Raw genomic sequence first — 24,683 nt, forward strand, 5'->3', positions numbered from 1 at the left:
CGGAGGAGACTGCACATGAACAAGATCACCAGCACTGAGGCACCCGCACCCGGAGGGCCGTACTCACAGGCGGTCGTGGCCGGGGATCTGGCTTTTCTCGCGGGCCAAGGTCCGTTCGACGCGCAAGGTCAGCGGGTCGGCGACTCCTTTGCGGACCAGGTGCGCGCAACATTCCAGAACCTGGAGACCGTTGCGCAAGCGGCCGGTTCCACCCTCCACAACGCGGTCCGTCTCGGCGCGTATCTGCGTTCCCTGGACGACTTTCCCGTGTTCAACGAGATCGCTCGCGAGTACCTTTCTGAACCGTTCCCGGCGCGGACCACCATCGAGGTCGCGCTCCGCGGTTTCGACATCGAGCTTGATGCTGTCGTTGTCGTCGTCGCCAACAACTGAGGTCGCGGGGTTGAGGTGGCAACGCGGGAGATGACGACGACGCGAGACCAAGGGCCCGAGTCTTCTCAGCTCGCGGTTTACTTCGAGCCTCGAGTTAGCTCGCCGACGATGTCCAAGCATGCGGTCAGCCAACCGAACGAAGATCGAGGTCGCGAGGGGAAGTTGCAGTTGGAACTCAGCGAGATTGTCCAGACCTTGGGCATACCGCTTCTCCGGCTTCGTATCCTGATGGCCGTTCGAAACGCGCCCTACTCAACGGGAACGGAACTGATGCGGCATGTGGAGTGCTGTCGCAGCGCGCTCCACAATCACCTTCGCATCCTCGAGGCGGGCGGATTTGTCGTGCACGATGTGCGACACGTGGACTGGAGCGACAAGCCGGTCCGCGTGTACGCGGCGATATCCGAGCGGTGCGAGGATGCCGCCTGGGCGCTATTCGACGCGGTCGCCGGGGAGTAATGCTGCCCCAAACGAGGCGCCGATCTCGAACGCGGCTTGGCAACGTTTCCGCTCTGAGGTCGAGCCCAATTGACCAATTGCCGTCGTGCGAGGTCGCGCGAGACGCGCGATAGGAGATGGTCCTGAGCCTGGGGCGAATCGAGAAAGGATCATGGCTCGGCGCGTCGCGCTAGATTCGGAGAACATTCCCCTACCGAGAGGCACGCCGGTACGCGTCATGAAACTCATCACGTTCACGCTCGAGGGGTATCGCCGTTTCCTTGCGCCGACATCGGTCAAACTGCACAGCGACTTGATCGCGTTCGTCGGGCCGAACGAAGCCGGGAAAAGCTCGTTGCTACGGGCTCTCACGCATCTGAACCACGACGAGCCGTTCGATCGCTCGGAACACCCGAGGCGATCGGTCGACACCGTTCCTTCGCTCCGCTGGCAACTCCAGCTCGAGGAGGACGACAGGCAAGCAATCGAGCACATTCGCGGTGGTGGCGATGTGGAGAAAATCGTCGTCTCGAAGATAGGGACTGACGGTCGAGTGATCGACTTTCACCCGTCGAGGCCCAGCAGAGACCCGGAGCCTCGGGTAGCGCTCAGTGGTTTGATGGGCGAGTTGAGGCCTGCTTTCGCGAGGATGGCTGAGTACGTCGCGGTTGACCTTGACTTGATCGACAGCGTCATCGCAATCCTCGCGGAAGGTGAGATGCCGACGGCAGTGGGGAGTTTGGACGTCATCGCTGATTCTGCCGAGGGTGCTGCGGGGGTCCTGGAGGCAGGAGCAATCGACGCCACGGCCTTCCCCAACGAAGCCATCTCGGTGTGGCCGGATCGGCTGCGTAGCCTCGTCGCGGGCCTGAGAGCGAGTGTCCAGGAGGAGGCTGAACCCGAGCCGGCCGCGATAGCGGCAGCTGTGCTTCTTGCCCGCCTGCCCGAAATGCGGCTCCTTGGCCCTGAGGATCACAACTTGCGGTCCGAGTACGATCTAGAGTCCGAAGCCGATCAACCGAGCCCGGCTCTGGCACATCTTGCGCGGCTGGCTCAACTCGATCTCGTCGCGCTGCGCCAGGAAGTAAGAGACGCCAACTACGCTGACGTTTCAACCCGACGGACGTACGCGAATGATCGTCTACGAGACGTCTACGCAGAGAGCTGGAATCAGGAGAAAATCGCTCTGCAGATCGATGTCCAGAATGGCCTTCTCGTCGTTCAAGTGACGACGCCGAACGACAAGGGATACTCGAGCCTTGCGGATCGGAGTGATGGACTGCGATGGTTCGCTGCGTTGCTCGCGTTCACCCATGGTGGTCGCGGTCGTCCGATCTTGCTTGCGGATGAGATCGAGACTCACCTTCACTACGACGCGCAAGCCGACCTCGTCGGGGTCCTTGCGCGTCAAGAGTACACATCGAAAGTGCTGTACACGACGCACTCCTTCGGTTGCCTTCCGCATGATCTCGGCAACGGGGTGCGCGTCGTGGAACCAATCGACGCGGGGACATCGTTGCTGCGCAACGGGTTCTGGGAGGCAGGTGCCGGGTTCTCACCGTTGCTCAAGAGCATGGGTGCTGTCGCGGCGACGTTCACGCCTGCTCGTCACGCACTGATCGGAGAGGGGCCCTGCGAGGCGATCCTCTTGCCCACCCTGCTTCGACAGGCCGCGGGCCGTGAGCGGATCAAGTTTCAGATTGTCCCAGGGCTTTCCAGCGTTGCCTCCGTGCGCGTGGCGGAGCTTGTGTCCCAGGCAGGACAGGTTGCCTTCATCGTGGATGGAGACCCCGGCGGACTGGAGAACCGGAAGAAACTCCTCAAGGCTGGAGTGGACCCCAGCCGTGTGCTCGTGTTGAACGAAACAGGTGGCGCTGGCGCACTTGAGCTTGAGGACCTGATCCACCCGGATCTCTACGCTCAATGCGTCATGGAAGAGGCCGACTGCTGGTCGGCGACCAAGACTCAACTTGACGGGAGCGCCCTCCCCGAGAGCATGCGTACGAAAGCGGTTGAACTTTGGGCGAAAGCGAACGGAGTAGCCGCACCGGACAAGGTTGCAGTGGCTCAGCGGGTCGCGAACTTGAGTGCTGATCGCGAGATTTTCGATCCCAACAGACGCGAGCTTCTGAAGGAGCTTCTAGGAAGCATCGAGTTGGCTTTGCAGGTCTGATTTCCCTACGGCCAGCGTTCGCGGCGGCGGAGATTTGATCGGCCGCGCGGTGGACCAAACTCGGGGTAGGCCATACGAGTAACTCGCACCGACTCCCTTATTTTCAAACGACTCAGACCTACTATCTCGGGGCCCGCTCCACGTTCCGCGCCGGCGATCCCTGTGCAGCGGCACGATTGCGTGACGTCTAAGTATCACTAGGCACATCGACAGTGGTGCGTTCCTTCTCGCTGTGACTATGATCGCGATTGGGTATAGCTCGCCCTCCACTCGCGCCCCGGCAGAGACTTCGAGAACTGGTCATCTGGGCCTCTGACTCGCCTAGTGCCAACCAGATCGATCGTTTCGGAACTCACGTGGCGCGGAGCGCGGACCGCTTGAGGCGCCTGTCGAGAAGCCGCTTAAACCCCTTGCTGAAACCAGCTCGTGCCGGTACGGCGAGTGAAACGATTCGGCTGAGCTGCGCAATGAGATCGCACCGCGCCTTTCGCGAGCTATTGGGCCCCTTGGGTTAGAGGTAGTGAGCGGCGACCACACGCTGGTCGGAAGTCTCCGCTAGGCTCCGCATCGAGGCCCCGTGAGAATGTTCGGCGACATCGATATGGCAACGAGCTTTAGCTACAGCGGGAAGCGTCGCGGCATACGTTGCGATGTCGTGGCAAAGCAGCCGTGCCCCGACTGTGCGAGGCCGTAGGAGGCTGATCCGTGGGAAGTGTTGAGATCGTCGGCGGTCACTACCTGATTCTCCCCGGTCAGAAGCCGCGCGGCGGAGGCTTTGCCAGCGTGCACAGAGCCGTCGATACGCGGGATGGATCGTCGGTTGCTGTCAAATTTGTATCCGGCGCGGCGGATCGGGTCGTTCGAAAGCTCTTTCAGCGCGAGGTAGAGCTCCTCCAGGCGGCGAACAGGACAAATCACCCGAATATTATCCGTCTCGTTGACTCTGGATACGACGAAACTGCCACGCCCTATCTGGTTTTGCAGTGGGTTGAAGACTCGCTGAGAGACGTCTTGGACGTTGAATCTCCGATGGAATGGGATGTTTTTGCGAACCGGGTCCTACGGCCGATCGCTGGGGCAATTTCGTATCTGCATCAACTTGGCATCGAGCACCGCGACCTCAAGCCGGACAACGTTCTGTGGGACGAGCCCGGCGTTCCACTACTGGCCGACTTCGGCATCGCCAAGCAGCAACGGGATGCGGACGATACGACGATGACAGTTGGGCAGGCCGGCACTCCCCTGTACGCTCCTCCGGAGCGAAGCGGGAAACATCGGTACGTGCGCGACGTGTACTCGCTTGCAGTTCTCGCTGTCCAAGGACTCACGGCGCAAGCGGATCGCGCGAAAGACCTTCACGAGCTGATCCCACGACTGGACCGGTTGGGACTGCCGACTGAGTTGGATGAACTGCTTCGTCGAAGCCTTGACCTGGATCCGACCAAACGACCGCAGAATGCCCGCGAGTTCTCGCGCGTGCTGAATGAATCACTCGAAAGACTACAACCGGGTGAACGTCTCCTTCAGCTTCGGCTCAATCTCACCAAGCGCGCGCAACAAGAGCTCGCTGGGCCCAATGGTAGCCGGGAGTCAGCCAGTCGGATCCTCGCGGAAGATCTGTCGGGCGCTACGCATGGTGCGCTTTTCTGGGACCCTCAAACTAAAGCGGTAGACCGCGGCGCATTTGTGGTGTCGGGCGATGCGCTTCGAATCATCGTCAAGTTCAACGAGGATAGCGGCGACCTTGTGGTGGTTAGCGTCCGAAAGCCTGAATATGAGGAATTGGAGCGCCATCGAGAGTCCAGCCTCCGACTCGACGGTTTCATACGGTGGACCTTCGCGGCCCCGTTGAACCCTTTCGCTGGAGGAGGAGAGACCCGCGAGCTTCTGCAGCGTCTCGGCGATCATCATGACCGAGCATCGGGTGGGCTCGACGACGAGCGCTTCGGAGCCGAGCTGCTCTCGGCCTGGCGGCGGATTCTGACAGCACGCGAGAACCTCGGTGCGTCTCAGGTCGGGCCCCTGGACTTCGAAAGCTTCACTCCGCGCGGATATAACGAGACCAGGTTCGATCTGTTGTCCGATCCTGAGACGGACCTGGTCGGGTCCGAGTGGCAGATTCTCGATGAAGGGGGCCGGCCTAAAGGCCGCGGGCAGGCCGTTCAGCAGAACGCCGGTGCCCTAACGCTCCGCTGGGAGTGGCGAGACGACCTCACCCCACCCGCAAAGGGTACGCTCACTCCATACCTCGGCCCCACGCAGATCGCGATCGACCGTCAACGAGACGCGCTTCAGCGGCTAGAGAGCGGCAAGGCACGACTCGCAAAGCTCTTGGAGCTGCTAGCCGATCCCACCAAGGCGCTGCCACCAGTCGCAGCGGAGGACATCGAATGGGTATCGCAGATCGATGAGAGCAAACAGATCGCGGTAGCCGCTGGCTTGGGCACGCAAGACTGCATCGTCGTGAGCGGTCCACCAGGAACCGGCAAGACGCGTATGATCTCGGAGCTAGTTGCGCAACAACTTCTCCGCAGTCCTGAATCGAAGATTCTCCTGGTAAGCCAAACTCATGTCGCAATCGACAATGCGCTACAAAGACTCACCGAGTTGGGCATACATGGCGTTGTCCGTATGGGGCGTGAAGATGATTCTCGGGTTGCACACTCCTCAAGAAATCTGCTGCTCGATAGCCAGTTGCAAGTGTGGGCCGCAGCAGTCCGCGGCAGAGCCGAGAAGCACTTCATCGAGTATGCCGAGTCGGCAGGAATCGCTGCCGCTCAGTTGCGTGCCGCTGTGGACTTGCAGGAATGGCTGGTGGCACGCCAGACCACGGAGATGCTGGCAGAGCGGCTCAAGGAAGCGGCGCGGGCGGACGATACGACGGCGAGCCGGTTGGAGTTGCTCGATGATCCGGAGGATCTCCGCAAGCGGTTGAAGGATGCCCGGCAGAGAGAAACGCAACTCGTCAAAGCTGCGCGCGAGAACTTGTCCGGGCTCATAGACCTGGACTCGAAGGTCGATGCATCGGATGTTCGTGCAGCCATCGAGTTGATCTTGTCCCAGTCAGAGGCTGGTGACCAACTGCTCGAGTTGATGCGGCTGCAAGCTGACTGGCTCCAGAGAATCGCCTCGGATGACCGACTCGCTTCTGTCTATCTCGCCAGTAGCAGGGTGGTTGCTGGCACCTGCCTCGGGTTCATCGGACACAGAGCCGCTCGAGATCTCACCTACGACCTGTGCATCGTCGACGAGGCGTCCAAGGCGACAAGCACGGAAGCGCTCGTTTCGTTGGTGCGCGCCGAACGGATTGTGTTGGTCGGAGACACCCACCAGCTGCCTCCGCTTGACGAGGATCTGCTCCGACGAAAGGACTTGTTGGAGGAGGCGTCGCTCACACCTGAGCTGGTGAAAGAGACGCTCTTCGAGCGCTTATCTGGGCACCTCCCCGAAGAGAACCGATTCCGGTTGACGCGCCAATATCGAATGATCCCTCCCATTGGGGCGATGATCTCCAGCTGCTTCTATGATGGTTGGCTTGAATCGGCTCCTAAGCCGGTTCTCGCGGGATACGAGACCTTGGGCAAGCCGGTCTTGTGGCTTGACACCTCGAGACTGAAGGATCGACGCGAGACCCGAGACCCGCGCAACGCGGGCAGTTTTGTCAATCACTGCGAGGCTGACTTGACGATTTCGAGGTTGCAATCCATCAACACGGCGATCGAGCGCGGCTTGATCCCGAGTGGCGCAGGCGACGGCCGGTTACATGTCATCGTGATTTCCCCCTATCGAAGTCAGCTCGACGAACTCCAGCGACGGATCGATCGCATCAAGCAAACGTTGAATCATCTTGCAATTGATGTGGAGTCCGTCGACGCTCTTCGAGCGCTTATCTGGGCACCTCCCCGAAGAGAACCGATTCCGGTTGACGCGCCAATATCGAATGATCCCTCCCATTGGGGCGATGATCTCCAGCTGCTTCTATGATGGTTGGCTTGAATCGGCTCCTAAGCCGGTTCTCGCGGGATACGAGACCTTGGGCAAGCCGGTCTTGTGGCTTGACACCTCGAGACTGAAGGATCGACGCGAGACCCGAGACCCGCGCAACGCGGGCAGTTTTGTCAATCACTGCGAGGCTGACTTGACGATTTCGAGGTTGCAATCCATCAACACGGCGATCGAGCGCGGCTTGATCCCGAGTGGCGCAGGCGACGGCCGGTTACATGTCATCGTGATTTCCCCCTATCGAAGTCAGCTCGACGAACTCCAGCGACGGATCGATCGCATCAAGCAAACGTTGAATCATCTTGCAATTGATGTGGAGTCCGTCGACGCGGTCCAAGGGCGCGAATGCGACCTGGCCGTCCTCAGCGTCACGAGGAGTAACGATCGACAGCAGCTCGGATTCTTGGCCGATGCATATTGGCGGCGCATCAACGTGGCGCTGTCTCGTGCTCGGTACGGCCTAACAATCGTGGGCGACGCTGCTTTCTGCTCAGGTTCGCCGGGAGGGCTCAAACGGGTGATTGATTACATGAGATCCAACCTCGACGACTGCGAGGTGCGCGCAGTATGAGCTACCTGACTGATCAGGACGTCGCTGAGCGATTTCGGGAAGCGCGGCCGGGTCGTGACCTTGTTGCGATCGAAGAGGCCGCCATCCCGGTGACAGTGCTTCGCGTGCTCGTCTCGGCCCAGGAGGAGAAGCCACTTCCGTTGCTCGAGGAGTTTGTACTGCGGGCGCTCTTCAACGGCATTCGGGAGATTGGTGAAGTGGCGTCGTTCCTTGGACTCGGGGCAGATCAGCTGGACGACGCACTGATCGCACAGGTACAAGCCGGAAACATCACGTATCGCGGTGATGGCGAAGTCGCCACCTTGACCTCTCGCGGAAAGCTCGCGGCGATTGATTTAATGTCGATCTCGGCTATCGAGCAGGAGATCCCCGCATGCTTCGACAGGAGCATCTGGCGAGTCACGGAGTATCGCGAGTCGGACCTCATCGCCAAGAAAGCGGCACGTGAGCAGGGGCTGCTGGTAATGCCTGCGGCGCGAACGCAGCACATCGAGCGCGAGGATTTGAGGCTCATGGACCTCGAGCACCTTGTTTCGCCGGGGAAGGGGCGCGCGCGTCGTCTTCAGCTTCTCTCGATATTGCGTTCCCGAGTCACGAAGCACCGGTACCTCCCCGTCAAGCTCGCGCTATTCAGCGACGGAGTGCGTACTGAACCTGAGATTCTCGTGATCGTGAACGGCGAAGAGAGCTTTTCACACCAGCGGGAGTTGGAGAGTCTTGGCGGGGCTGTAGCGCTCGGGATGAAAGTGGAGCTCCCAAGCGCTGTGCCCTTCGTGTCCTCGTCCAACTTCGAGCCGCAAGATGTCGCCGACCGAGGTGACGATGGCGCTAGCATCACCCAGATCGGAGTGTTTGAGCACCCACTTCGCCTGAGGGCGGCGCTCAGTTCGGCCCAACGGCGGATCCTCATTATTTCCCCATGGATTCGCCGCGCCGTCGTCAACTCGCAGTTCTTGACGGACTTGGAGCGGCGCCTCAAGGGCGGCGTCGACGTGCAGATCGGATATGGCATCGGCCTTGACGGTGCTGGAACTGACCAGGCTGCAGTGGACAAGCTGAACGCGCTTGCGCGAACGTACCTGAACTTCAATTTTGTGCGCCTCCCCAACACTCACGCGAAGATTCTGATCTACGACGACGTGTACATCACGTCGAGCTTCAACTGGCTGTCTTTTAGAGGGGATCCAAACCGGACCTACAGGATGGAGGAGGGGACCTTAGTCGCGGGCATCGCGCAAACGGACCGGGTCCACGCGCGGTACTCGCGTGTCCTCAAGGATTCTCAGTAGCTGCCGCGCGATCGGACAGATGCGGCGCTGACGAGGTCATCGATCGACACTGGTAGACGCCGGTCCGAGGGGGCGACCCGTATCTCAACCGTCCGATGGACGTTCATGCGGCCCACCCGCCGCGGGCGCGCGTCAAGAAGGCTGAGACCGTCGATGCAGATCCGCACTGTGGAGTCTCCGCCCTCTTCCCGCTTTCTTGGAGAGCGCTGTGGCGGTACGAGGGACGCCGCGGCCCTTAGCTGTCGCGTGTCGCGGTACGATGCGCAGTCCGCATCGCAGTCGGGATTCCGACCTCGTGAATTGGCTCCTGGTGTTCACCACGAGCGATCACGAGCACGATGGAGGCCGATGCGCGGGGCTGGCTGCCCGCTGAAGTTCAGATTCTGACAACTCTCGTGAGACAAGTCACACGACGGGGCGATCATGGCGGCCGCGGGATTCCGCAGAAGCCATGTCTCACTTCATGACAACTCTCGTGAGATCGGACATGAGGTGTCCCATCTCACGAAGGTGTCGGAATCTCACGGAACCTGTCGCGCCCTGCTCGACGGCGAAGAGTCACCGACCCTGCCGAATCGATCGTTTCCGACGCGGCCATGTTCCGCAGTCCGGGCCCACCGGCCATATGACGAGCTCGCCTTCGGTGTCCGAAACCGAAGTCGGCTTGCCGTGAGGGGCGCTCAGTGAGAGTGAAGAACAGGGGTTTGACCTTCCCCTTAGGGGAGGCCAGAGCCTTGAGTCATGCAGAGACGAGGACCTCGACCGGCATCGGTCAACAGTCTGAGAACCCTGCGTACCACCCATCGGACTGGTGAATCTGGAGAGAAGACATGGAAAGCGTGAATCGTGATCGGCTGGATGGGCGGCGCGCTCTGGTGACAGGCGGCTCTAAGGGATCGGGGGCGGCTGTCGCGGAGCGCCTTCGCGAACTGGGTGCGGATGTGTATGTGACGGCACGGTCTATGCCGATCGGGTATGTATTCCCGGACCGGTTCATCGGCGCCGACACGTCGACGACTGAGGGCACGGCGACCGTCGCGTCCCGCATTCAGGAGGCCGGAGGTGTCGACGTTCTCGTCCACGTCGTCGGGGGCGCCTCGACGCCTTCTGGCGGATTCGTGAAGATCACCGACGAACAGTGGATGACCGAGCTCAATCTCAACTTCCTCGGCGCTGTCCGGCTGGATCGCGCACTTCTTCCCGCGATGATCGATTCCGGTTCTGGCGTGGTGATCCACTTCACTTCGATTCAGCGGCAGATGCCGCAGTACGATGCTTCCCTGGCCTACGCGGCTGCGAAGGCAGCGCTTCGCACTTACAGCAAGGGGCTCGCGAATGAGCTTGCCCCGAAGGGCATTCGAGTCAATTCCATCAGCCCTGGTGGCATCGAGACCGACGCGTACGAACGCTTCGTCGACCGGATCGCGGAGGGTAACGACCTCAGCCGGGATGCCGCGAAGCAGCAGATACTCGACTCTCTTGGCGGCGTGCCGCTTGGGCGGTTCGCTCACACCGAGGAGATCGCCGATCTCGTGGCTTTCCTCGTCTCTGACAGGGCGTCGGGAATCGTCGGGGCCGAGTATGTCATCGACGGCGGAACGGTTCCGACGATCTAGACGCCGCGCCAGGCACGGGAACCGACGCGAGAGGAGAGGGCGAGCGACATGGGCGCGATGGACGAGCTGATTAGCCCGACGGTCGTCGCGCAGTTGCGAGCGGCGTTGATAGCCACCGGCACGTCCGCCGGCTTTCCCAACCTGGCGGCGGCGGAGACGGGCGTGCAGGGCGCGCGTCTCCGCCAGCGGGTGGATTTGGTCCGCAATGCACTGCTCAGCGACGCTCCGGCGGGCTTCTCGGCTGCTGAGCGGCTCGTCGTGGATGTCATGGATGAACCTGACTTCGCCGGGTGGATGATCTGGCCCGTCACTGAGTTCGTGAGCTCCCGCGCCCTTGAGTCCGGGTCAACAACCGACTTCGACGATGCCATGGCGCTTCTGTCACGTCTGACAGTCGGGTTGACGGGTGAATTCGCCATTCGAGATCTACTGATCGCTCGTCCGGAGCGTGCGCTGGAGATCATGGGATCGTGGACAGGTCACGACAACGAGCACGTACGACGGCTCGCTACCGAGGGCTCTCGCGCCTATCTTCCCTGGGCTAAGCGGGTGCCCTGGCTGCTCACGCACCCTCAGGGAACCCGGCGCATCGTCGACGCCACCTACCGCGACCCGAGTGAGTACGTGCGACGCTCGACCGCCAACCATCTCAACGACTTGAGCCGCGTCGATGCCGAAGCCGCTACCGAGATCGCTGCTGGGTGGGCGTCTGCTTCGGACGTGAACACCCAGTGGCTGCTTCGACACGGCCTGAGGACTCTCGTAAAGCAGGCTAATCCCGCGGCGCTCGCTCTCGTGGGCTTCACGGGAACCACCCTGCGCGTGACCCGGCCTCGCATCACAACGGCGCAGGTTCCCTGGGGCGGTGCGCTGACCTTCGAGGCTGTAGTCACCAACGACGCAGATGCGGATGCCACGGTGGCGGTCGACTACACCGTCGGATTCCAGCGGTCCAATGGCGCGATCGGCGAGAAGACCTTCAAGCTCGGATCACGACAGATCGCCGCCGGCGACAGTGCGATCGTCACCAAGACGCACTCTTTCCGCCCTATCACCACGCGCACGTACTACGCGGGCAAGCATCACATCACTCTGCAGGCCAACGGCGTGCTCTCCCCACGCACCGAATTCGTCTTAGAGAACCCGGACCCAGCAGATCCGTTCGACACGAGGAGTAGATCATGAACGACATAGCCGAGACGGTTCTCCGCATCATGTCCGCCATACCCAGCGGACACGTGCTGACCTACGGAGACATCGCCGAGAGAGCGGGCACGGGGCCGCGAGCGGTCGGGCAGATTCTGCGCAGCGGCGGGCATGATGGGCCGTGGTGGCGAGTCGTGAATGCTTCGGGTCAGCCGGTCAAGAGCCTGGCGCGCGAAGCGCTCGCACAGTTCCTTGAAGAAGCGACACCCCTGTTACGCGACGACGAGACCGACGTGCGCGTTGACCTCGCGCTCGCAACGTGGCGGCGGTCAGACACCACTCGACGGGCGTGACGCCCGGGGAACGCGAGCATTCGCAAGGCCAGGATGAAGCCGCGCCTGGCGACGATGCCGGCGCCCAGACCGTAGAGACGTGTCGGGGAAATAGCCAGTCGCCGATGATGGATCCAATGATCGCCGATGCGGCCGTTGCGCGCATCGTTCGGCTCAGCTCTGCTCGGGTTCCGGATGATCGTCGACGTCTAGCGTGTGCCACGTCTCGAAGGTCAGATCCGATGCCCCTTCGACGTCCCCACTGGACAGCAGTGCGATGAGCTGCTCGTGTCGTTCGAGGGATGCCTGCCCGTCCGCGGCGAAGCGTTCGCGCTCTGCGCGGCGTACGACGGGTCCGAAGAGATCCAGTACCGACGCGATGGCGTCGTTGCCGAGCACTGTCACCGGCACACGATGGAATTCCTCGTCAGCGTCCATTGCCGCGGCAATGTCATCCTTGGCCAACGCCTTCGCGAAGCGGCGGTTTGCATGCCGCATGCGGTCGAGCTCGGCGTCAGTGGCGTTACCTGCCATCTCCCGCACAGCCAGCACGTGCATCGCGGCTACAACGTCCCGAGCATCGCGAACGGCCTTCGGGTCGATCGTGCTCACCGTCGTGGATCGGCCCGGCTTGGCGACCACGAGCCCGCTCGCCCCCAGCCGCAGCAGCGCTTCACGCACCGGCGTTCGGCTGACCCCGAGCCATTCGGCGAGGTCGCCGTCTTTCAGCTGCTCACCGGGGAGAAAAGTGCCGTCGATGATCGCGTCGCGCAGCCGTCGGAAGACGTCGTCACGCAGTAGCGACCGATCTACACCTGAAACTTGTTGAGGAATGGGCATGCAATATATTGCGCACACGTCAGCGCCGAGAGCAAGTCGGCGTTGCTCGTTGCGTTCTGAATTCGAGATGCAATATATTGCGTATTGCTAGTGTTCTACTTCACAACACAACCCGCCCGGCTTCACTCGGAGCCGCATCTGGAAGGAAGAATCATGACAACCACTGAAGAGATCAAGAACGTCGTTCTCGTGCACGGCGCGTTCGCGGACGGGTCCGGCTGGCGCCGGGTCTACGACCTGCTGACCGCTCGCGGCTACCGCGTCTCCATCGTGCAGAATCCGCTCACCTCGTTCGCCGACGACGTCGCGGCAACCAACCGCGTCCTGGACGCCCAGGACGGCCCAGCCATCTTGGTCGGTCACTCGTGGGGCGGCACGGTGATCACAGAGGCGGGTGTGCACCCGAAGGTCGCTGGCCTGGTCTACGTGTCTGCCCTCATCCCGGATGTCGGTGAGACCAGCGGCCAGCAGTACGAGGGCTTCGCAGCAACCCCCGAGTTCGTCATCGACATCGACGACGACGGGTACGGCTATCTCAACCGCGACGCCTTCCACGCAGGATTCGCCGCCGACGTCAACGACGCTGACGCGGCGTTCCTGGCAGACAGCCAGGTGCCCGTGAACATGGCCGTTTTCGGCGAGGCTGTCACGGTGGCAGCGTGGCGGGACAAGCCGAGCTGGGCGGTCATCGCCACCGAGGACAAGGCGTTCGACCAGGCGATGCTGCAGCACATGGCCAGCCGCATCGGCGCCGACATCACCAATGTCCCCGGCAGCCACGCCCTGTTCATCACGCAGGCTGAGGCCGTCGCCGACGTGATTGCCACGGCCACGAACTCCGCGGCCAAGGTCGCTGCCGAAGCCGGCGCTCGCTGACGCTTCACCACCCGCCCGGGGTCAGCTCGCTTGCAACGCGAGCTGACCCCGGACCTTACTCCAGAGGAGCATCATGGCGGTCACGACGTTCCAGGTGGCTCTTTGGGTGGAGCTGCTTGCTGCAGGCCTCGGTGGACTTCAAGGAGCGTTGTTCGCAGCTGACATCCGTCACCGACGCATCGACGTGTTGGGTGTGCTCGTGATCGGGTTGATCGTCGCGCTCGGGGGAAGCTTGCTGCGCGACGTTGTTCTGAACCAGCCTCCGGTTGTGATCTGGATGAACTGGTACTTGGTTGTCGCCGGCGCTGCCGCCCTGGTCGGCATGATCCTTCAACCCCTGATCGCGCATGCCAACTGGCTGATCACGGTACTCGATGCGGTGGTCATGGGGCTGTTCGGTGCGATCGGTGCCACCAAGGCCCTCTCTCTCGGCGTCGGCGAGGTCGGTGCGCTGGTCGTTGGAGTGCTCAGCGCCATCGGTGGCGGCATGCTCCGCGACATCTTCCTCAGTCTGCCTGTCTCATTTGTCCAGGTTGGAACTCTCTACGCCGTGGCCGCCGGCTCTGGAGTCGGCGTCCTCGTGCTACTCGTCAGCCTCGGAACCCCCGTACTTCTCGGGGCGGTCATCTGCGTCGCGGTGACGACGATCGTCCGCCTCGTCGCTGTCGTCTTCAGCTGGACCTTTCCCGAGCAGCGATCACTCCCTACGCCCCGCCGCCGGATGCCGAGGCAGTCGTGAACCGGCCACGCCCTCGCCCGCGACGACCGAGCCCGGCCCGCCGCGCGTCCGTCCGGCACGGCAGCGCCGTCCAGGACGAGACGGGCGACATCGGCGGGACGCGAACAGCACGGCACCGACGCAAGAGGTGGTGGCGGTCGGCGCGCGAACGCCACCACCTGCGACAAGATGAGGGCGGGCTGAGCGCCGAACAGCTGGGGCCTCACGAGCAGCGCCAGGGCAAGCCCGGCAACCACGACGGTGACGGTCAGCCGGATCGGATGCCACCGCGTAGCTCGCATCACTTCAGCGAATCGCACGAAACTCGAGAAGACTGGGTACCGGCTGGGACGCAGGAGAGGAGGATCGAGTCATGAGCGCTCTAATGACCATCGGCGACTTCTCGCGCGCGGTGCGGATGACCGCGAAAGCGCTCCGGTTCTACCACCAGAACGACATCCTCGTCCCTGCGGTCGTGGACCCGTACAACGGCTACCGCATGTACAGCCCGAACCAGATCTCCGACGCCCAGATCGTCCGAACTCTGCGAGACCTGCACGTGCCCATCCACTCCATCAAGGAGGTGTTGACCAGCACCGACGTCGCTGTACGCACGCAGATGCTCGCGCTCCACCTCGAAACGATGGAAAGGCAGCTCGCCGATACGCAGCTAGCCGTGCAGAACCTGCGCGACATCCTCACCCCCACCGATGCCCCGGTCGAGATCTTGTACCGGAGTATCCCGGAGACGCGGGCGGTGGCCATCAGCGAGGTCATCGACCTGCCGGATCTCCCCGGCTGGTTCCGGCAGTCCACATCGAAGCTGCAGCGCGTCGCCGCGCAGACCGATCGGGCATCCACCGGCGGCTACGGCGGCGTCTGGCCGAACGAACTGATCTCGGGTGGGCGGGGTCTCGCGACAGTCTTCTTCACTGTCGACGACGCGTTCACGGAACGCGCCTTCGGCGACGGCGCCGCACTTGTCGAGCTTCCCGCCGTCGAGCTCGCTGTAGCCGTCCACGACGGCCCTGAAGAGACCGCCCCGAACGTGTACGCGGCGCTCGGAGAGCACGTCGCTCGCCACGAGCTTGGCACCGGGGGTCCCGTCCGTGAGGCGTACATTCAGGGATTTCGAACCATCGATCCGCGCACCGTCACCGAGGTCGGGTGGCCAATCTTGCGGGTCGTTCACTGAGGGCGAAAAGAGGGGTTTGACCTTCCTCTTGGGGGAAGTCGGAACCTTGAGTCATGCAGGGAACAGAGGTCCTCGACCGGTACCGGCCGGCAGCCCGAAGCCCCCTGCAGGCTCACCCATCGAACTAGTGAATCTGGAGAAATCTCATGGCCACCACCGAAACGTACGACATCTACGACGCTGCGATCGTCCCGCCGGTCGTCGCCCAGTACATGGTCGCTCAGGGCGACGGAACCGACTCGGAGACGATCGCGCAGGCGTTCACCTCCGATGCACACGTCAACGACGAGGGCATCGACTACCACGGTGAGGACGGCGTCCGTGCCTGGCTCAACAAGACCGGCGGCGAATACGCCTACACGACGACCCTGACCGGTCAGCGTCAGGACGGACCTGACAAGTGGACGGTCATCGCCCACCTGGAGGGTGACTTCCCCGGTGGCGTCGTCGACCTACCGTTCCGTTTCACGCTTCGTGGCGACAAGATCGCGAAGCTGATCATCGCCTTCTGAGGTCAGTGGTCGTCGCCGGCGGCCCGCATCTGATGCGCGTTCGACAGGGGAGGCGCTCGCGACACTCACGCGAGCACCTCCCCGTCGCCGTGCGCGGCTGTCAGGAAGCGGCGACCTTGGGACCAGAGTCGTCTGATCAATCTCTTCGAAGCAGAGCCAGACCCTGGACTACGTCCCACGCTAGAACGATCGTTTTCGGCATCCGCACTCGTGTTGGTGACTGACCACGCGACATGCCGTTCGCGTTTCTGCCGAACCTCTGCCGGGACCGGCTGCGCCGAACCATTCGCTCGACGTTTTTCGGCGGGCCGTGGCGAACGCGACTACCGGCACCGTTTGTGAGACAGCCCGGCTGTCGGCAGCGCACCAGCCGCTTCCGGTTACTCCGTGAGCGCAATCGCTAGTCGCGGAAGCTCGCGGCCCGGAATGGAACCACTGGGCGAGGTGCCGATGCGTCGAGCACCAAAACGCAGATAGAACGACTCCGCACCTGGATCCGCATCGAGCTCCAGGCGCGTGAACCCCGCGGCCCGCGCGGAGTGCAGTGTGTGCTCGAGCAGCATTCGGCCGCACCCGGTGCCGATCGCGGACGGATCGACGAACAACGCCGATAGTTCGCCTTCGTCTGTGTCGCCTTTCACGAGGCTGAAGCCGAGAACGGTATTGTCCTGCTCCACGATCCACATCAGCGGTGACCCACAGGTCGTCGCATCGAAGGTCAGCTCTGCTCGGCATGCCTCGAGGAACTCGGCTGAGTACCCCCAGTGCGCCTTCGAGCGCAGAGCCAAAGCTGAGATCTCTTCGTGCTCCTCAGGCCGTGCTCTCCGTACGTGCAGATCGCTCACATTCTCACTATGCACGCCGCGGCATCCCAGACGCCAGCCGGCGGTGTAGGAGTGACGCTCTCGAGTCCGTCGACGTAGACTCGCCACCGGTGACCACAGGCTGACTCAGGGAGGCAGGAACATGGGATTGTTCGCGAAGAAGGGCGACGAGGCTGTTCTCGCGAAGCTCCGAGAAGCCCCTGCGCAGTACCGGGAAGTCGCTGAGCGCCTCCACACTCTCGTCCGGGAAAGCGCGCCCTCGTTGGAGCCGGTCGTCCGCTGGGGACTCGTGTTCTACGTGAGAGACGGCAAGGACATCTGCTACATCAAGCCGGACAAGGACTACCTCGCGTTCGGCTTCGGCGAGGTCGTCAACCCGACACGAGAAGAGGGTGCCCATCTGCACCCCGTCGCGTGGACGGTCACGTCGCTGGATGCTGCGACCGAGGCCACGATTCGCGCCTGGGTCGAGAAGGCCGCCGCCTGACACGGACGGGATCCCAGGGGACCCGTCCGTGAGCGTCGAGTCCGTGCCTACCGCACGTCTCTCACCGCACGCTCTGCGCTGGCCGCCGTGTCCGTCGTTGCTGCGCCGCGCGGCCATGTCCAGGCCCACCGCACGATGAACGCGAGCACGACCAGCTCCAGTGCGACGCCCAGGAGGTAGAAGAACAGCCACGACCCGCCTACCTCGCCCACGGCGTTGAAGGCCGCGAACGGGATCTGTATGGACGCCACGACGAGGTTCACGATGCGGGCGGCCCGGGCGGGCAGCGCCACCGACAGCACGACCATGAGGATCGGGATCGCGAGGAGGCTCAGCGCGATGATCGCCCAGGTCTGGGTGATGTAGAACTGCCAGACGACGCCGACGAGGATGTCATCGACGACGCCGGGCTTGTAGAAGGCGAGGATGTCCACGTAGATGTAGAAGAGCATGAAGCTCGTCCAGGCGGCAGCGAGTCTGGCTCTGACCGGCATCCGCTGCTCTTCCAGCGCGGTGGTGGTGGGTCGTCGTGTGTTCATCAGGTACTCCTTTGTCGGGTGCGGATCATGAGAGAGGGTCGACGTCGGCGATGCGCAGCACGACGTTGCCTCGCTTGCGCCCGGTGTCGACGTAGCGGTGCGCCTCGACGATGTCGGCCAGGGCGAAGGACCGGTCGATGACGGGTCGGTAGCGACCGGAGTCTGCGAGAGCCACGACGTGGGCGAGCTCGTCGGCGCCGGGTTTGCCGACGTTCCAGGTGACGAGCTTTCCCGATCGACGGGTCTGACCGCGGCTGCGCAGCATCGACCACAGGTCGGCGATGACGAGGAGCAGCGCCCCGCCGGGAGCGATCGATCTCTCGACGCGGCCGAACCCGGCATTGCCCACGCCGTCGACGATCACGTCGTACGTCTCGTCGCCCGCGGTGAAGTCCTGGCGGGTGTAGTCGATGATCCGGTCCGCGCCGAGTGACAGGACCAGAGAGGCGTTGCCGCCGCTGGTGACGGCCGTCACGTCGGCGCCGAGCTGCTTCGCCAGCTGGACCGCCGCAGTGCCGACCGCGCCGGATGCTCCGTTGACGAGCACCGAGGTGCCCGGCCCGATCGAGACCTGTCTGAAGAAGCCCTGCGCGGTGATGCCGCCGAACACGAGGGTCACGGCCTCCTCGAGGGTCATGCTCGCAGGAGCGTGGGTGATCGCCCCCTCGGCGGGCATGCACACGTACTCGGCGTGACCGCCGAACGCTCCGCCCATCGCCGCGATGACACGGTCGCCGGCGGTGAAAGCTGTGACGCCCGGACCGACGGCTTCGACGACGCCTGCGGCATCCATGCCCAGAATCGGATGCTTCGGACGGAGCACGCCGATCCCGGCGGCCGCGAGCAGACCGAGGCCGGGCGGCACGTCCCTAGCGCGGGACCGATGGTCGGCGATGCTCACCGTGCTCGCGTGCACCCGGACGAGCACCTCGCCGGACTTCGGCGAGGGGATGGAGCGCTGTTCGAGGTGCACCTCCTCAGGGCCGCCGAACCGGTGGTAGACGGCCGCGGTCATGGTCTTATCGGGTGTCATGCCTCGATGCTCGTCTTCCCGGGTGCGCGGATCATCGGCCAGGCGGTCCGGATCTGCTCGGCCGAAAGTACGGCATCCGTTCTGTGCCGCGGGCCGATGTCCTCGCGCTCCAGGGCGACGAGCATCGAGACATGTCGCAACAGATGAAGGCCACCCGCCGTCCGACCTCGGTGCGACGGCGGGCGCGTCCGAAGAGCGGATGGCCGGCGATCACCGGGCTCCTGCTGCTCAGCGCGCTCCCGGTGCTCGGCGGCGTGCTCCGGCTCGGAGAGGTGGGCGCCGGCTCCGGGGACCCATCGCCTCCGGCCTCGACAGTGGCGTTGGTCGTGCACATCGTGTCGATGACCGTGTACTGCGTTCTCGGCGCCTTCCAGTTCTCTCCGGCGCTGCGAGCCCGGCGTCGCTGGCATCGCTCCGCAGGCCGCGTCCTGGTTCCCGCCGCCTTCCTCGCGGCCTTGTCCGCCGTCTGGCTCGCCGTCTTCTTCGGCGGACCCCCGGATGAGCTCGCACTCGCGATGATCCGCCTCGTCTTCGCGACAGCGATGACGGTGTTCCTGGTGCGAGCGGTGATCGCGATCAGGCGCCGGGACTTCCCCGCACACGGTGCATGGATGACACGCGCCTACGCGATCGCGATCTCCGGCGGAACCCAGGCGCTCGTCTTCGCGTCGTGGACGATCCCCCTCGGCGAGGTCGACGCATTCGGCGAGGCCTGGCTGGTCGCGGTGGCCTTCGTCATCAACAGCCTGGTGGCGGAGCTGCTCATCCGCAGACGGACCGGCCGGCGGATGAGCCGCGTGACGGATGGCTCTGCGCTTGTATCCTGACGGAGTGACCGGGCTTCTGCGTTCCGCGTGGAGTGCGCCGAGCGCTGTGCCCCCTCCGCCGCGCCGGGTCTGGCGGGATTGGGTCCTCCTGGCCCTCGTCGCCGTGCTGGCGGTGGTCGAGAGCATCCTCCGAACCGACCTGCAGCAGCCGCTGCTCTCGGTGCTCGTGCTCCTCGCCGTGCTGCCGTCAGTGCTCTGGCGCCGCACGAAGCCGCTGCTGATGCTCATCGCCGTGATGGTGCCGCTCGGGCTGCTCCTGCCCGACTCGACCCTCTACACGAGCCTCTTCGCCATGGTGAACGTCTACGCGCTCTATCGCTGGGGGGCAGGTCGCGACCTCGTGATCGGCTCGGTCGTCCTCCTGGCGAGCCTCGGCCTCACGTTCGTCCGCGGGGAAGGCCTCGATGAGCTCATCGGCGGGTTCGCGCTGCTGCTGACGGTGGTGCTGCTCGGCATCGCCTTCCGCTATCGCGCCGGATCCCGGCAGCGTGGCCTCGACCGCATCCGGATGCGGGAACGTGAGCATCTTGCCCGTGATCTGCATGACACGGTCGCCCACCACGTCTCGGCCATCGCGATCCGGGCCCAGGCGGGCCTGGCGGTGGCGGCGCGAGACCCTCGAGCGGCGGAGGACGCGCTCGGCGTGATCGAGGTGGAGGCGGCCAAGACCCTGAGCGAGCTGCGGTCCATGGTGCGGGTGCTGCGGCAGGGCGAGACGGCCGAGCTTGCGCCGAGTCCGCGTTTGGGCGACATCATGCAGCTCGCCGGAACGCGGCCCGGTGGCGCGACGGTCGTCGTGAGGGTGGCGGGGGATGGCGGCAGCATCCCGCCGCCGGTGGCCGCCGCGGTCTTCCGTCTCGCCCAGGAATCCGTGACCAACGCTCTCCGTCACGCCCGGCAGGTCACGCGTGTGGACGTGCTCGTGGAGGCGGATGCGGGAGGGCTGCGGTTGAGCGTGACGAACGACGGCGAGGTCGCCTCCTCTCCCACGCCCGGTTTCGGGATCATCGGCATGATGGAGCGCGCAGCTCTGCTCGGCGGCACCTGTCAGGCAGGACCGGCGCCCGGCGGCGGATGGGCCGTCACCGCGGTGCTCCCTCGTGTTGGATGGTCAGCATGACCATCCGCGTGCTCGTCGCCGACGACCAGGAGCTCGTGCGCACGGGCCTCAGCATGATCCTCGGCGCCCAGCCGGACATCGAGGTCGTGGGTCAGGCCGTCGACGGCAACGAAGCCGTCGCCCTGGCCCGGAGCCTGCGGCCAGACGTCTGCCTGTTCGACATCCGCATGCCCGATCTCGACGGCATCGAGGCGACCCGCCTGCTCGCCGGTCCGGGCGTGGATGACCCGATGGCGGTCGTCGTCATCACGACCTTCGATCTCGACGAGTACGTCTTCGCCGCGCTGCGGGCGGGCGCCAAGGGCTTCCTGCTCAAGGATGCCGGACCGGAGCTTCTCGCGCAGGCGATCCGCGCTGCCGCCGGCGGGGATGCTCTGATCGCCCCCAACGTCACGGTCCGGCTGCTCGAGGCATTCGCCGGAGCGCGTCCCGCCGCGCCGCCTCCGCAGCCCGTCGAGCCGCTCACCGAGCGCGAGGAGCAGGTGCTCGCGACCGTCGCGGGAGGCCTGAGCAACGGTGAGATCGCGAGCGAGCTCTACATCACCATCAGCACGGTGAAGACGCACGTCGCGAGCCTCATGACGAAGCTCGGCGCCCGCAATCGCGTCGAGATCGCCATCTGGGCGCACCAGACGGGACGGATGCGCCGGCGAGCCGGCGACGGCGACGAGCGGTGATCCGTCGCTGACGGCTGCGTGTGCGAGCGCGTCAGCGGGCTTTCGCGGGAGTCGTGCGCGCGCGGAGATGCATCCGCTGTCCGTGTGCGCCGAACAGGCTGAGAATCTCGACGGGTCCCGCACCGGCCGACCCGAACCAGTGCGGGTTCTTCGTGTCGAACTCCGCGACCTCGCCCGGCCGCATGACGATGTCGTGCTCGCCGAGCACGAGCCTCATGCGACCGTCCAGCACGTAGATCCATTCGTACCCGTCGTGGGCGCGCAGGGTCGGCTCCTGTTCGGTCGCAGGGATCGTGATCTGGAAGGCCTGCGGCTCACCTCCTCTGGCCGAGAGTCTCGTGAGGATGCGTCCGTCGGCGCGAGAGGTCTTCGGAGCCACACGGGGGTCGCCGATGCGGGGAGGGCTGACGATCTGCTCGAGAGGCACGGCGAGAGCGGCGACGATCGGCAGCAGCAGCTCGAGGCTGGGTTTGCGTTGACCGGACTCCAACCTGGACAGCGTGCTCTTCGATATCCCCGTCATGCTCGCCAGGTCGAGGAGAGTGGTGTCCTTGGCCAGACGGACTCGTCGAAGCCGCGGCCCGATCTGGCTCAGTTCCGTCTCTATCCGCTGCCTCGTGCTCATCCGCTCACTCAAGCATCTCCTTCCCGGTTTCAGCAACGGAATTCCCACTTTCGTGCCGGTGCCTGGGACGGTGGTCCCATGCGCGGAGAAGCCGCGCTCCTACCCCGAATGAAGGACAGACGATGTCGAACCCTCAGCCCGCCACGCGCCCCGCCGACCGCGCCATCGCGAAGCCTCCGTCCGTGCATGTCCGCGCCGTCATCACCTGGCTCGCGATCTTCCCGCTCGTGACGCTCGGCTTCTTCGCCATCGCACCGTTCTCCGAGGGATGGAATCCCGTGCTCCGCGCGTTCGTCCTCACGATCGTGGTCGTTCCCGTCGCGGTCTACCTCGTGGTCCCGCAGCTGATGCGCCTGTACGCATCGCTGCAGGCCGGCATCGGACGCTGACTTCGCGGCGTCGCGCGCACGGGCGCGCTTCGGGGAGCTCCCGTCAGAGCAGCATCGCCTCGCTCAGGGGCACGCCGCTCCACTTCACGATCCCGAGACCCACGAGGCACACTCCCGCCGTGACGGCCAGCAGGATCCACGACGGCTGAGATCCTGTCGCGAGAAGCCAGGCGCCCACCGCGCCGAAGAGGATGGTGAAGCAGAGGCCGCCCCAGAACAGCAATGCCCCGACGAGTCCGAGAAGGGGACGGGGTTCCAGGCGGCTCATGCCTCCACGATATCGGCAGTCAGTTGATGATCTCGCTGCGTTCGTCGGCGCGGATCGCGGCCAGCGTCTCCCGCCAGGTCGCGAGTGCTTCGGGGGTCAGCCGGGTCCAGTCGAGCACCTCGGAGACGACCCGGATCGGCTCGGTGCTGCGATACGAGCGCGTGGGGTTGCCGGGGAACTTCTTGTCGGTCACATTCGGGTCGTTCTCGAAGGGGCCGGTCGGCTCGACGAGGTAGACGCGCGGCTCGCCGTCACCCGCCGCGAGTTCGGCCGCCAGCCCTGCGCCATCCCGCAGAGCCGTGAAGTAGATGTGGTTCATCACGATCTCGGGGCGGTAGTTGGAGCGGAAGCCCGCCGTCAGGAGGTCCCCCTCCTGCAGATCGGCCTTCGTGCCGTGAAAGAACGGTCCCTCGTCCAGCGCGTCACCCATCCCGACAGCCTAGGAGTTCTATCCCGAGCCCGTCATGTCCAGCTCGTCCTCGCCCAGCGCGATCACGCTCCAGACGGTGCCGTCCGCGGCGGTGAACTCATAGGTCGGGACGAGGTACCGATGCTGGTTCACGTCTTTGGGGAGCAGAGCGAGGCCCAGGCGGACCGAGACGATCTCGCGATCGACTACCTTCCACGGGACGGCAGAACCGGGCTGGGGAGCTTCAGGTGGAGCGGTCAGCGACGCCGGGGGAACCGAGAGGTAGTCGGGTGAAGACACCATGCGGGCCGAGAACGCCGGATCGCTGAGTCTCTCTCCGGCTTCGGCGGGACTGACCACGGCGTAGGAGCCGAGCGACACGATCTCGCCGGTGGGGCCGGAGGCGTACATGATCCCCTGCGCCGACACCGTCACCCGGGCGACGATCTCCGTCACGTTGTTCTCCACGATCAGGGCGGCCGTTGCCGTCGTCGTGTGATCCGAGCCGTCGGGAGTCAGCGTGATCTGCGTCGCCGTCTCATCGATGCCGAGGGCCGAGAGGAACAGACTGACCGACTCCTGCACCAGCTCGTCGCTCGGAGGGGGAGTGTCGGCCATGCACCGGATCATCTCCTGGCCGAAGGCCCAGGTTCCGTCGTCGTTCATCTTGTCGCGACCGTGGAGGTCCGTGGCCGATCTCTCGCACACGGAGAGCGCATCGGGGATGCCGCTCTGGAAGTATGCCTCGCCCCACAGCTGCAGACCGAAGTAGGCACCGGCGTAGTCCCCGACGACCCACCCGCCGTCGAGATCGCTGGGCCGGGCGTCGCCGGAGAGACCGAGCGCTGCGGCCATCCGGCCGGCGTCTTCCGCCGTCGTCTGCGCCGCGGGGTCGACCACGAAGACGTCCGCCTGGGTCGACGCCGTGTCGAGGGTCGGGAGGAGGAATCGATTGCGACCGGTCGGTCGATCCCACCCGAACCCGACGCCGACGGACGGCTCTACTCGACCTCCCACCTGCATCTCGACCGACTGCGACAGTGCGCCCCCGGACCCGTCGCCATAGAGGTGTATCGGACGCGCAGGGTCAGCCGGTGTTCCGGTCTCCACCGCGATCGGCGTCGTCGACGGGCTGACGGCGATACCGCCCGAACCCCAGATGTACGCGCCCCCGATGGCGGCGGCGACCGCCGCGGATGCGGCGAGTGGCACGAGCCATCGTGGCCTTCCGCGTCCTGCCGGGACGGGGGTGGTCGCCGTCGGGATACGCGAGATGCGGTCATGCAGGTCCGCGGATGCCGTGGCGGCCGCGGCAGGGTCAGCGGACTCCAATGCCCGAATCTCGTCACCCGGGGTGTCGTCGCTCATGATGCGCCTCGTCTCT

Annotated in this window: 26 protein-coding genes; 18 read left to right on the plus strand and 8 right to left on the minus strand. The window is 64.4% G+C overall.

Annotated elements, in window-relative coordinates; translation table 11 throughout:
* Positions 1-15: 15 nt before the first annotated feature.
* The 9 genes from DC434_RS05870 to DC434_RS05910 all read left to right on the plus strand — a co-directional run bounded on the left by DC434_RS05870 (position 16) and on the right by DC434_RS05910 (position 11,981).
* Positions 16-393, plus strand: coding sequence for a RidA family protein (locus DC434_RS05870; protein WP_116634350.1), 378 nt, complete (start codon positions 16-18; stop codon positions 391-393).
* 108 nt (positions 394-501) lie between these two features.
* Positions 502-852 (plus strand): ArsR family transcriptional regulator, encoded by a 351-nt coding sequence (locus DC434_RS05875; RefSeq protein ID WP_165808011.1) that lies wholly within the window; start codon positions 502-504, stop codon positions 850-852.
* A gap of 217 nt (positions 853-1,069) precedes the next feature.
* Positions 1,070-3,004, plus strand: coding sequence for an AAA family ATPase (locus tag DC434_RS05880; RefSeq protein WP_165808012.1), 1,935 nt, complete (start codon positions 1,070-1,072; stop codon positions 3,002-3,004).
* A 705-nt stretch (positions 3,005-3,709) separates the two neighbouring features.
* Positions 3,710-6,988: a serine/threonine-protein kinase gene (locus tag DC434_RS05885; RefSeq protein WP_116634353.1), complete on the plus strand. Its 3,279-nt coding sequence runs from the start codon at positions 3,710-3,712 to the stop codon at positions 6,986-6,988.
* Entirely contained in the window at positions 6,927-7,577 is a 651-nt protein-coding gene (locus DC434_RS05890; protein ID WP_243408830.1) for an AAA domain-containing protein, read from the plus strand. Before DC434_RS05885 ends, DC434_RS05890 begins: the two co-directional genes overlap by 62 nt.
* Complete coding sequence (locus DC434_RS05895) at positions 7,574-8,866, plus strand: hypothetical protein (RefSeq protein ID WP_116634355.1); 1,293 nt, start codon at positions 7,574-7,576, stop codon at positions 8,864-8,866. Before DC434_RS05890 ends, DC434_RS05895 begins: the two co-directional genes overlap by 4 nt.
* 830 nt (positions 8,867-9,696) lie before the next feature.
* Entirely contained in the window at positions 9,697-10,482 is a 786-nt protein-coding gene (locus tag DC434_RS05900) for an SDR family oxidoreductase (protein WP_116634356.1), read from the plus strand.
* Between the two features lie 48 nt (positions 10,483-10,530).
* On the plus strand, positions 10,531-11,667 hold the full coding sequence (locus DC434_RS05905) for a hypothetical protein (protein ID WP_116634357.1): 1,137 nt from the start codon (positions 10,531-10,533) through the stop codon (positions 11,665-11,667).
* Complete coding sequence (locus tag DC434_RS05910) at positions 11,664-11,981, plus strand: MGMT family protein (protein ID WP_116634358.1); 318 nt, start codon at positions 11,664-11,666, stop codon at positions 11,979-11,981. Before DC434_RS05905 ends, DC434_RS05910 begins: the two co-directional genes overlap by 4 nt.
* A 153-nt stretch (positions 11,982-12,134) precedes the next feature.
* Here DC434_RS05910 and DC434_RS05915 read toward each other — a convergent pair whose 3' ends face one another.
* The gene (locus DC434_RS05915; protein ID WP_116634359.1) at positions 12,135-12,800 is read right to left on the minus strand and encodes a GntR family transcriptional regulator; all 666 of its coding nucleotides are present in this window, start codon (positions 12,798-12,800) and stop codon (positions 12,135-12,137) included.
* A gap of 153 nt (positions 12,801-12,953) precedes the next feature.
* Here DC434_RS05915 and DC434_RS05920 point away from each other — a divergent pair, with 153 nt between their 5' ends.
* The 4 genes from DC434_RS05920 to DC434_RS05935 all read left to right on the plus strand — a co-directional run bounded on the left by DC434_RS05920 (position 12,954) and on the right by DC434_RS05935 (position 16,101).
* Positions 12,954-13,676: an alpha/beta hydrolase gene (locus DC434_RS05920; RefSeq protein ID WP_116634360.1), complete on the plus strand. Its 723-nt coding sequence runs from the start codon at positions 12,954-12,956 to the stop codon at positions 13,674-13,676.
* Positions 13,677-13,749: 73 nt separating this feature from the next.
* Entirely contained in the window at positions 13,750-14,415 is a 666-nt protein-coding gene (locus DC434_RS05925; RefSeq protein WP_116634361.1) for a TRIC cation channel family protein, read from the plus strand.
* A gap of 364 nt (positions 14,416-14,779) precedes the next feature.
* Positions 14,780-15,589 carry a MerR family transcriptional regulator gene (locus tag DC434_RS05930; RefSeq protein WP_165808013.1) on the plus strand — a complete coding sequence of 270 codons (810 nt, stop codon included), beginning with the start codon at positions 14,780-14,782 and terminating at the stop codon, positions 15,587-15,589.
* A 146-nt stretch (positions 15,590-15,735) separates the two neighbouring features.
* Positions 15,736-16,101, plus strand: coding sequence for a nuclear transport factor 2 family protein (locus DC434_RS05935; protein ID WP_116634363.1), 366 nt, complete (start codon positions 15,736-15,738; stop codon positions 16,099-16,101).
* A 380-nt stretch (positions 16,102-16,481) separates the two neighbouring features.
* Here DC434_RS05935 and DC434_RS05940 read toward each other — a convergent pair whose 3' ends face one another.
* Positions 16,482-16,946 carry a GNAT family N-acetyltransferase gene (locus tag DC434_RS05940; RefSeq protein ID WP_116634364.1) on the minus strand — a complete coding sequence of 155 codons (465 nt, stop codon included), beginning with the start codon at positions 16,944-16,946 and terminating at the stop codon, positions 16,482-16,484.
* A gap of 121 nt (positions 16,947-17,067) precedes the next feature.
* On the opposite strand from DC434_RS05940, the gene DC434_RS05945 reads away from it, so the two are divergent.
* On the plus strand, positions 17,068-17,412 hold the full coding sequence (locus DC434_RS05945) for a DUF1801 domain-containing protein (RefSeq protein WP_243408831.1): 345 nt from the start codon (positions 17,068-17,070) through the stop codon (positions 17,410-17,412).
* Between the two features lie 47 nt (positions 17,413-17,459).
* On the opposite strand, the gene DC434_RS05950 is transcribed toward DC434_RS05945, so the two are convergent.
* Complete coding sequence (locus DC434_RS05950; protein ID WP_116634366.1) at positions 17,460-17,951, minus strand: DUF6326 family protein; 492 nt, start codon at positions 17,949-17,951, stop codon at positions 17,460-17,462.
* A 25-nt stretch (positions 17,952-17,976) separates the two neighbouring features.
* Positions 17,977-18,984 (minus strand): NAD(P)-dependent alcohol dehydrogenase, encoded by a 1,008-nt coding sequence (locus tag DC434_RS05955; protein WP_207769913.1) that lies wholly within the window; start codon positions 18,982-18,984, stop codon positions 17,977-17,979.
* A gap of 131 nt (positions 18,985-19,115) precedes the next feature.
* Between DC434_RS05955 and DC434_RS05960 the strand changes: the two genes are divergently transcribed.
* From DC434_RS05960 to DC434_RS05970, 3 genes are read left to right on the plus strand one after another with little or no spacing between them, the layout of a single operon-like run.
* Entirely contained in the window at positions 19,116-19,811 is a 696-nt protein-coding gene (locus DC434_RS05960; RefSeq protein ID WP_207769914.1) for a DUF2306 domain-containing protein, read from the plus strand.
* Positions 19,812-19,815: 4 nt separating this feature from the next.
* Entirely contained in the window at positions 19,816-20,931 is a 1,116-nt protein-coding gene (locus tag DC434_RS05965; protein ID WP_207769915.1) for a histidine kinase, read from the plus strand.
* Positions 20,928-21,608 carry a response regulator transcription factor gene (locus DC434_RS05970; RefSeq protein WP_116634370.1) on the plus strand — a complete coding sequence of 227 codons (681 nt, stop codon included), beginning with the start codon at positions 20,928-20,930 and terminating at the stop codon, positions 21,606-21,608. Before DC434_RS05965 ends, DC434_RS05970 begins: the two co-directional genes overlap by 4 nt.
* A gap of 31 nt (positions 21,609-21,639) precedes the next feature.
* Here the strand turns inward: DC434_RS05970 and DC434_RS05975 are convergent, their stop codons facing one another.
* Positions 21,640-22,233: an XRE family transcriptional regulator gene (locus tag DC434_RS05975; RefSeq protein WP_116634371.1), complete on the minus strand. Its 594-nt coding sequence runs from the start codon at positions 22,231-22,233 to the stop codon at positions 21,640-21,642.
* A 122-nt stretch (positions 22,234-22,355) separates the two neighbouring features.
* Here DC434_RS05975 and DC434_RS05980 point away from each other — a divergent pair, with 122 nt between their 5' ends.
* Entirely contained in the window at positions 22,356-22,622 is a 267-nt protein-coding gene (locus tag DC434_RS05980) for a hypothetical protein (RefSeq protein ID WP_116634372.1), read from the plus strand.
* Between the two features lie 43 nt (positions 22,623-22,665).
* Here the strand turns inward: DC434_RS05980 and DC434_RS05985 are convergent, their stop codons facing one another.
* The 3 genes from DC434_RS05985 to DC434_RS05995 are packed head-to-tail and all read right to left on the minus strand — an operon-like array spanning position 22,666 to position 24,667.
* The gene (locus tag DC434_RS05985; protein WP_116634373.1) at positions 22,666-22,890 is read right to left on the minus strand and encodes a hypothetical protein; all 225 of its coding nucleotides are present in this window, start codon (positions 22,888-22,890) and stop codon (positions 22,666-22,668) included.
* A gap of 19 nt (positions 22,891-22,909) precedes the next feature.
* On the minus strand, positions 22,910-23,320 hold the full coding sequence (arr, locus tag DC434_RS05990) for an NAD(+)--rifampin ADP-ribosyltransferase (RefSeq protein WP_116634374.1): 411 nt from the start codon (positions 23,318-23,320) through the stop codon (positions 22,910-22,912).
* An 18-nt stretch (positions 23,321-23,338) separates the two neighbouring features.
* The gene (locus DC434_RS05995; protein WP_133192782.1) at positions 23,339-24,667 is read right to left on the minus strand and encodes a hypothetical protein; all 1,329 of its coding nucleotides are present in this window, start codon (positions 24,665-24,667) and stop codon (positions 23,339-23,341) included.
* Positions 24,668-24,683: the final 16 nt, after the last annotated feature.

This window comes from Microbacterium sp. TPD7012 (assembly GCF_003075395.1).
Lineage (GTDB): Bacteria > Actinomycetota > Actinomycetes > Actinomycetales > Microbacteriaceae > Microbacterium.

Excerpts from the sequence above, each read along its gene's own strand:
- DC434_RS05870 (WP_116634350.1), top strand. The coding sequence starts at position 16 with ATGAACAAGATCACCAGCACTGAGGCACCCGCACCCGGAGGGCCGTAC.
- DC434_RS05875 (WP_165808011.1), top strand. The coding sequence starts at position 502 with ATGTCCAAGCATGCGGTCAGCCAACCGAACGAAGATCGAGGTCGCGAG.
- DC434_RS05880 (WP_165808012.1), top strand. The coding sequence starts at position 1,070 with ATGAAACTCATCACGTTCACGCTCGAGGGGTATCGCCGTTTCCTTGCG.
- DC434_RS05895 (WP_116634355.1), top strand. The coding sequence starts at position 7,574 with ATGAGCTACCTGACTGATCAGGACGTCGCTGAGCGATTTCGGGAAGCG.
- DC434_RS05900 (WP_116634356.1), top strand. The coding sequence starts at position 9,697 with ATGGAAAGCGTGAATCGTGATCGGCTGGATGGGCGGCGCGCTCTGGTG.
- DC434_RS05905 (WP_116634357.1), top strand. The coding sequence starts at position 10,531 with ATGGGCGCGATGGACGAGCTGATTAGCCCGACGGTCGTCGCGCAGTTG.
- DC434_RS05910 (WP_116634358.1), top strand. The coding sequence starts at position 11,664 with ATGAACGACATAGCCGAGACGGTTCTCCGCATCATGTCCGCCATACCC.
- DC434_RS05915 (WP_116634359.1), bottom strand. The coding sequence starts at position 12,800 with ATGCCCATTCCTCAACAAGTTTCAGGTGTAGATCGGTCGCTACTGCGT.
- DC434_RS05920 (WP_116634360.1), top strand. The coding sequence starts at position 12,954 with ATGACAACCACTGAAGAGATCAAGAACGTCGTTCTCGTGCACGGCGCG.
- DC434_RS05925 (WP_116634361.1), top strand. The coding sequence starts at position 13,750 with ATGGCGGTCACGACGTTCCAGGTGGCTCTTTGGGTGGAGCTGCTTGCT.
- DC434_RS05930 (WP_165808013.1), top strand. The coding sequence starts at position 14,780 with ATGACCATCGGCGACTTCTCGCGCGCGGTGCGGATGACCGCGAAAGCG.
- DC434_RS05935 (WP_116634363.1), top strand. The coding sequence starts at position 15,736 with ATGGCCACCACCGAAACGTACGACATCTACGACGCTGCGATCGTCCCG.
- DC434_RS05945 (WP_243408831.1), top strand. The coding sequence starts at position 17,068 with ATGGGATTGTTCGCGAAGAAGGGCGACGAGGCTGTTCTCGCGAAGCTC.
- DC434_RS05950 (WP_116634366.1), bottom strand. The coding sequence starts at position 17,951 with ATGAACACACGACGACCCACCACCACCGCGCTGGAAGAGCAGCGGATG.
- DC434_RS05955 (WP_207769913.1), bottom strand. The coding sequence starts at position 18,984 with ATGACACCCGATAAGACCATGACCGCGGCCGTCTACCACCGGTTCGGC.
- DC434_RS05960 (WP_207769914.1), top strand. The coding sequence starts at position 19,116 with ATGTCGCAACAGATGAAGGCCACCCGCCGTCCGACCTCGGTGCGACGG.
- DC434_RS05970 (WP_116634370.1), top strand. The coding sequence starts at position 20,928 with ATGACCATCCGCGTGCTCGTCGCCGACGACCAGGAGCTCGTGCGCACG.
- DC434_RS05975 (WP_116634371.1), bottom strand. The coding sequence starts at position 22,233 with ATGAGCACGAGGCAGCGGATAGAGACGGAACTGAGCCAGATCGGGCCG.
- DC434_RS05980 (WP_116634372.1), top strand. The coding sequence starts at position 22,356 with ATGTCGAACCCTCAGCCCGCCACGCGCCCCGCCGACCGCGCCATCGCG.
- DC434_RS05985 (WP_116634373.1), bottom strand. The coding sequence starts at position 22,890 with ATGAGCCGCCTGGAACCCCGTCCCCTTCTCGGACTCGTCGGGGCATTG.
- arr (WP_116634374.1), bottom strand. The coding sequence starts at position 23,320 with ATGGGTGACGCGCTGGACGAGGGACCGTTCTTTCACGGCACGAAGGCC.
- DC434_RS05995 (WP_133192782.1), bottom strand. The coding sequence starts at position 24,667 with ATGAGCGACGACACCCCGGGTGACGAGATTCGGGCATTGGAGTCCGCT.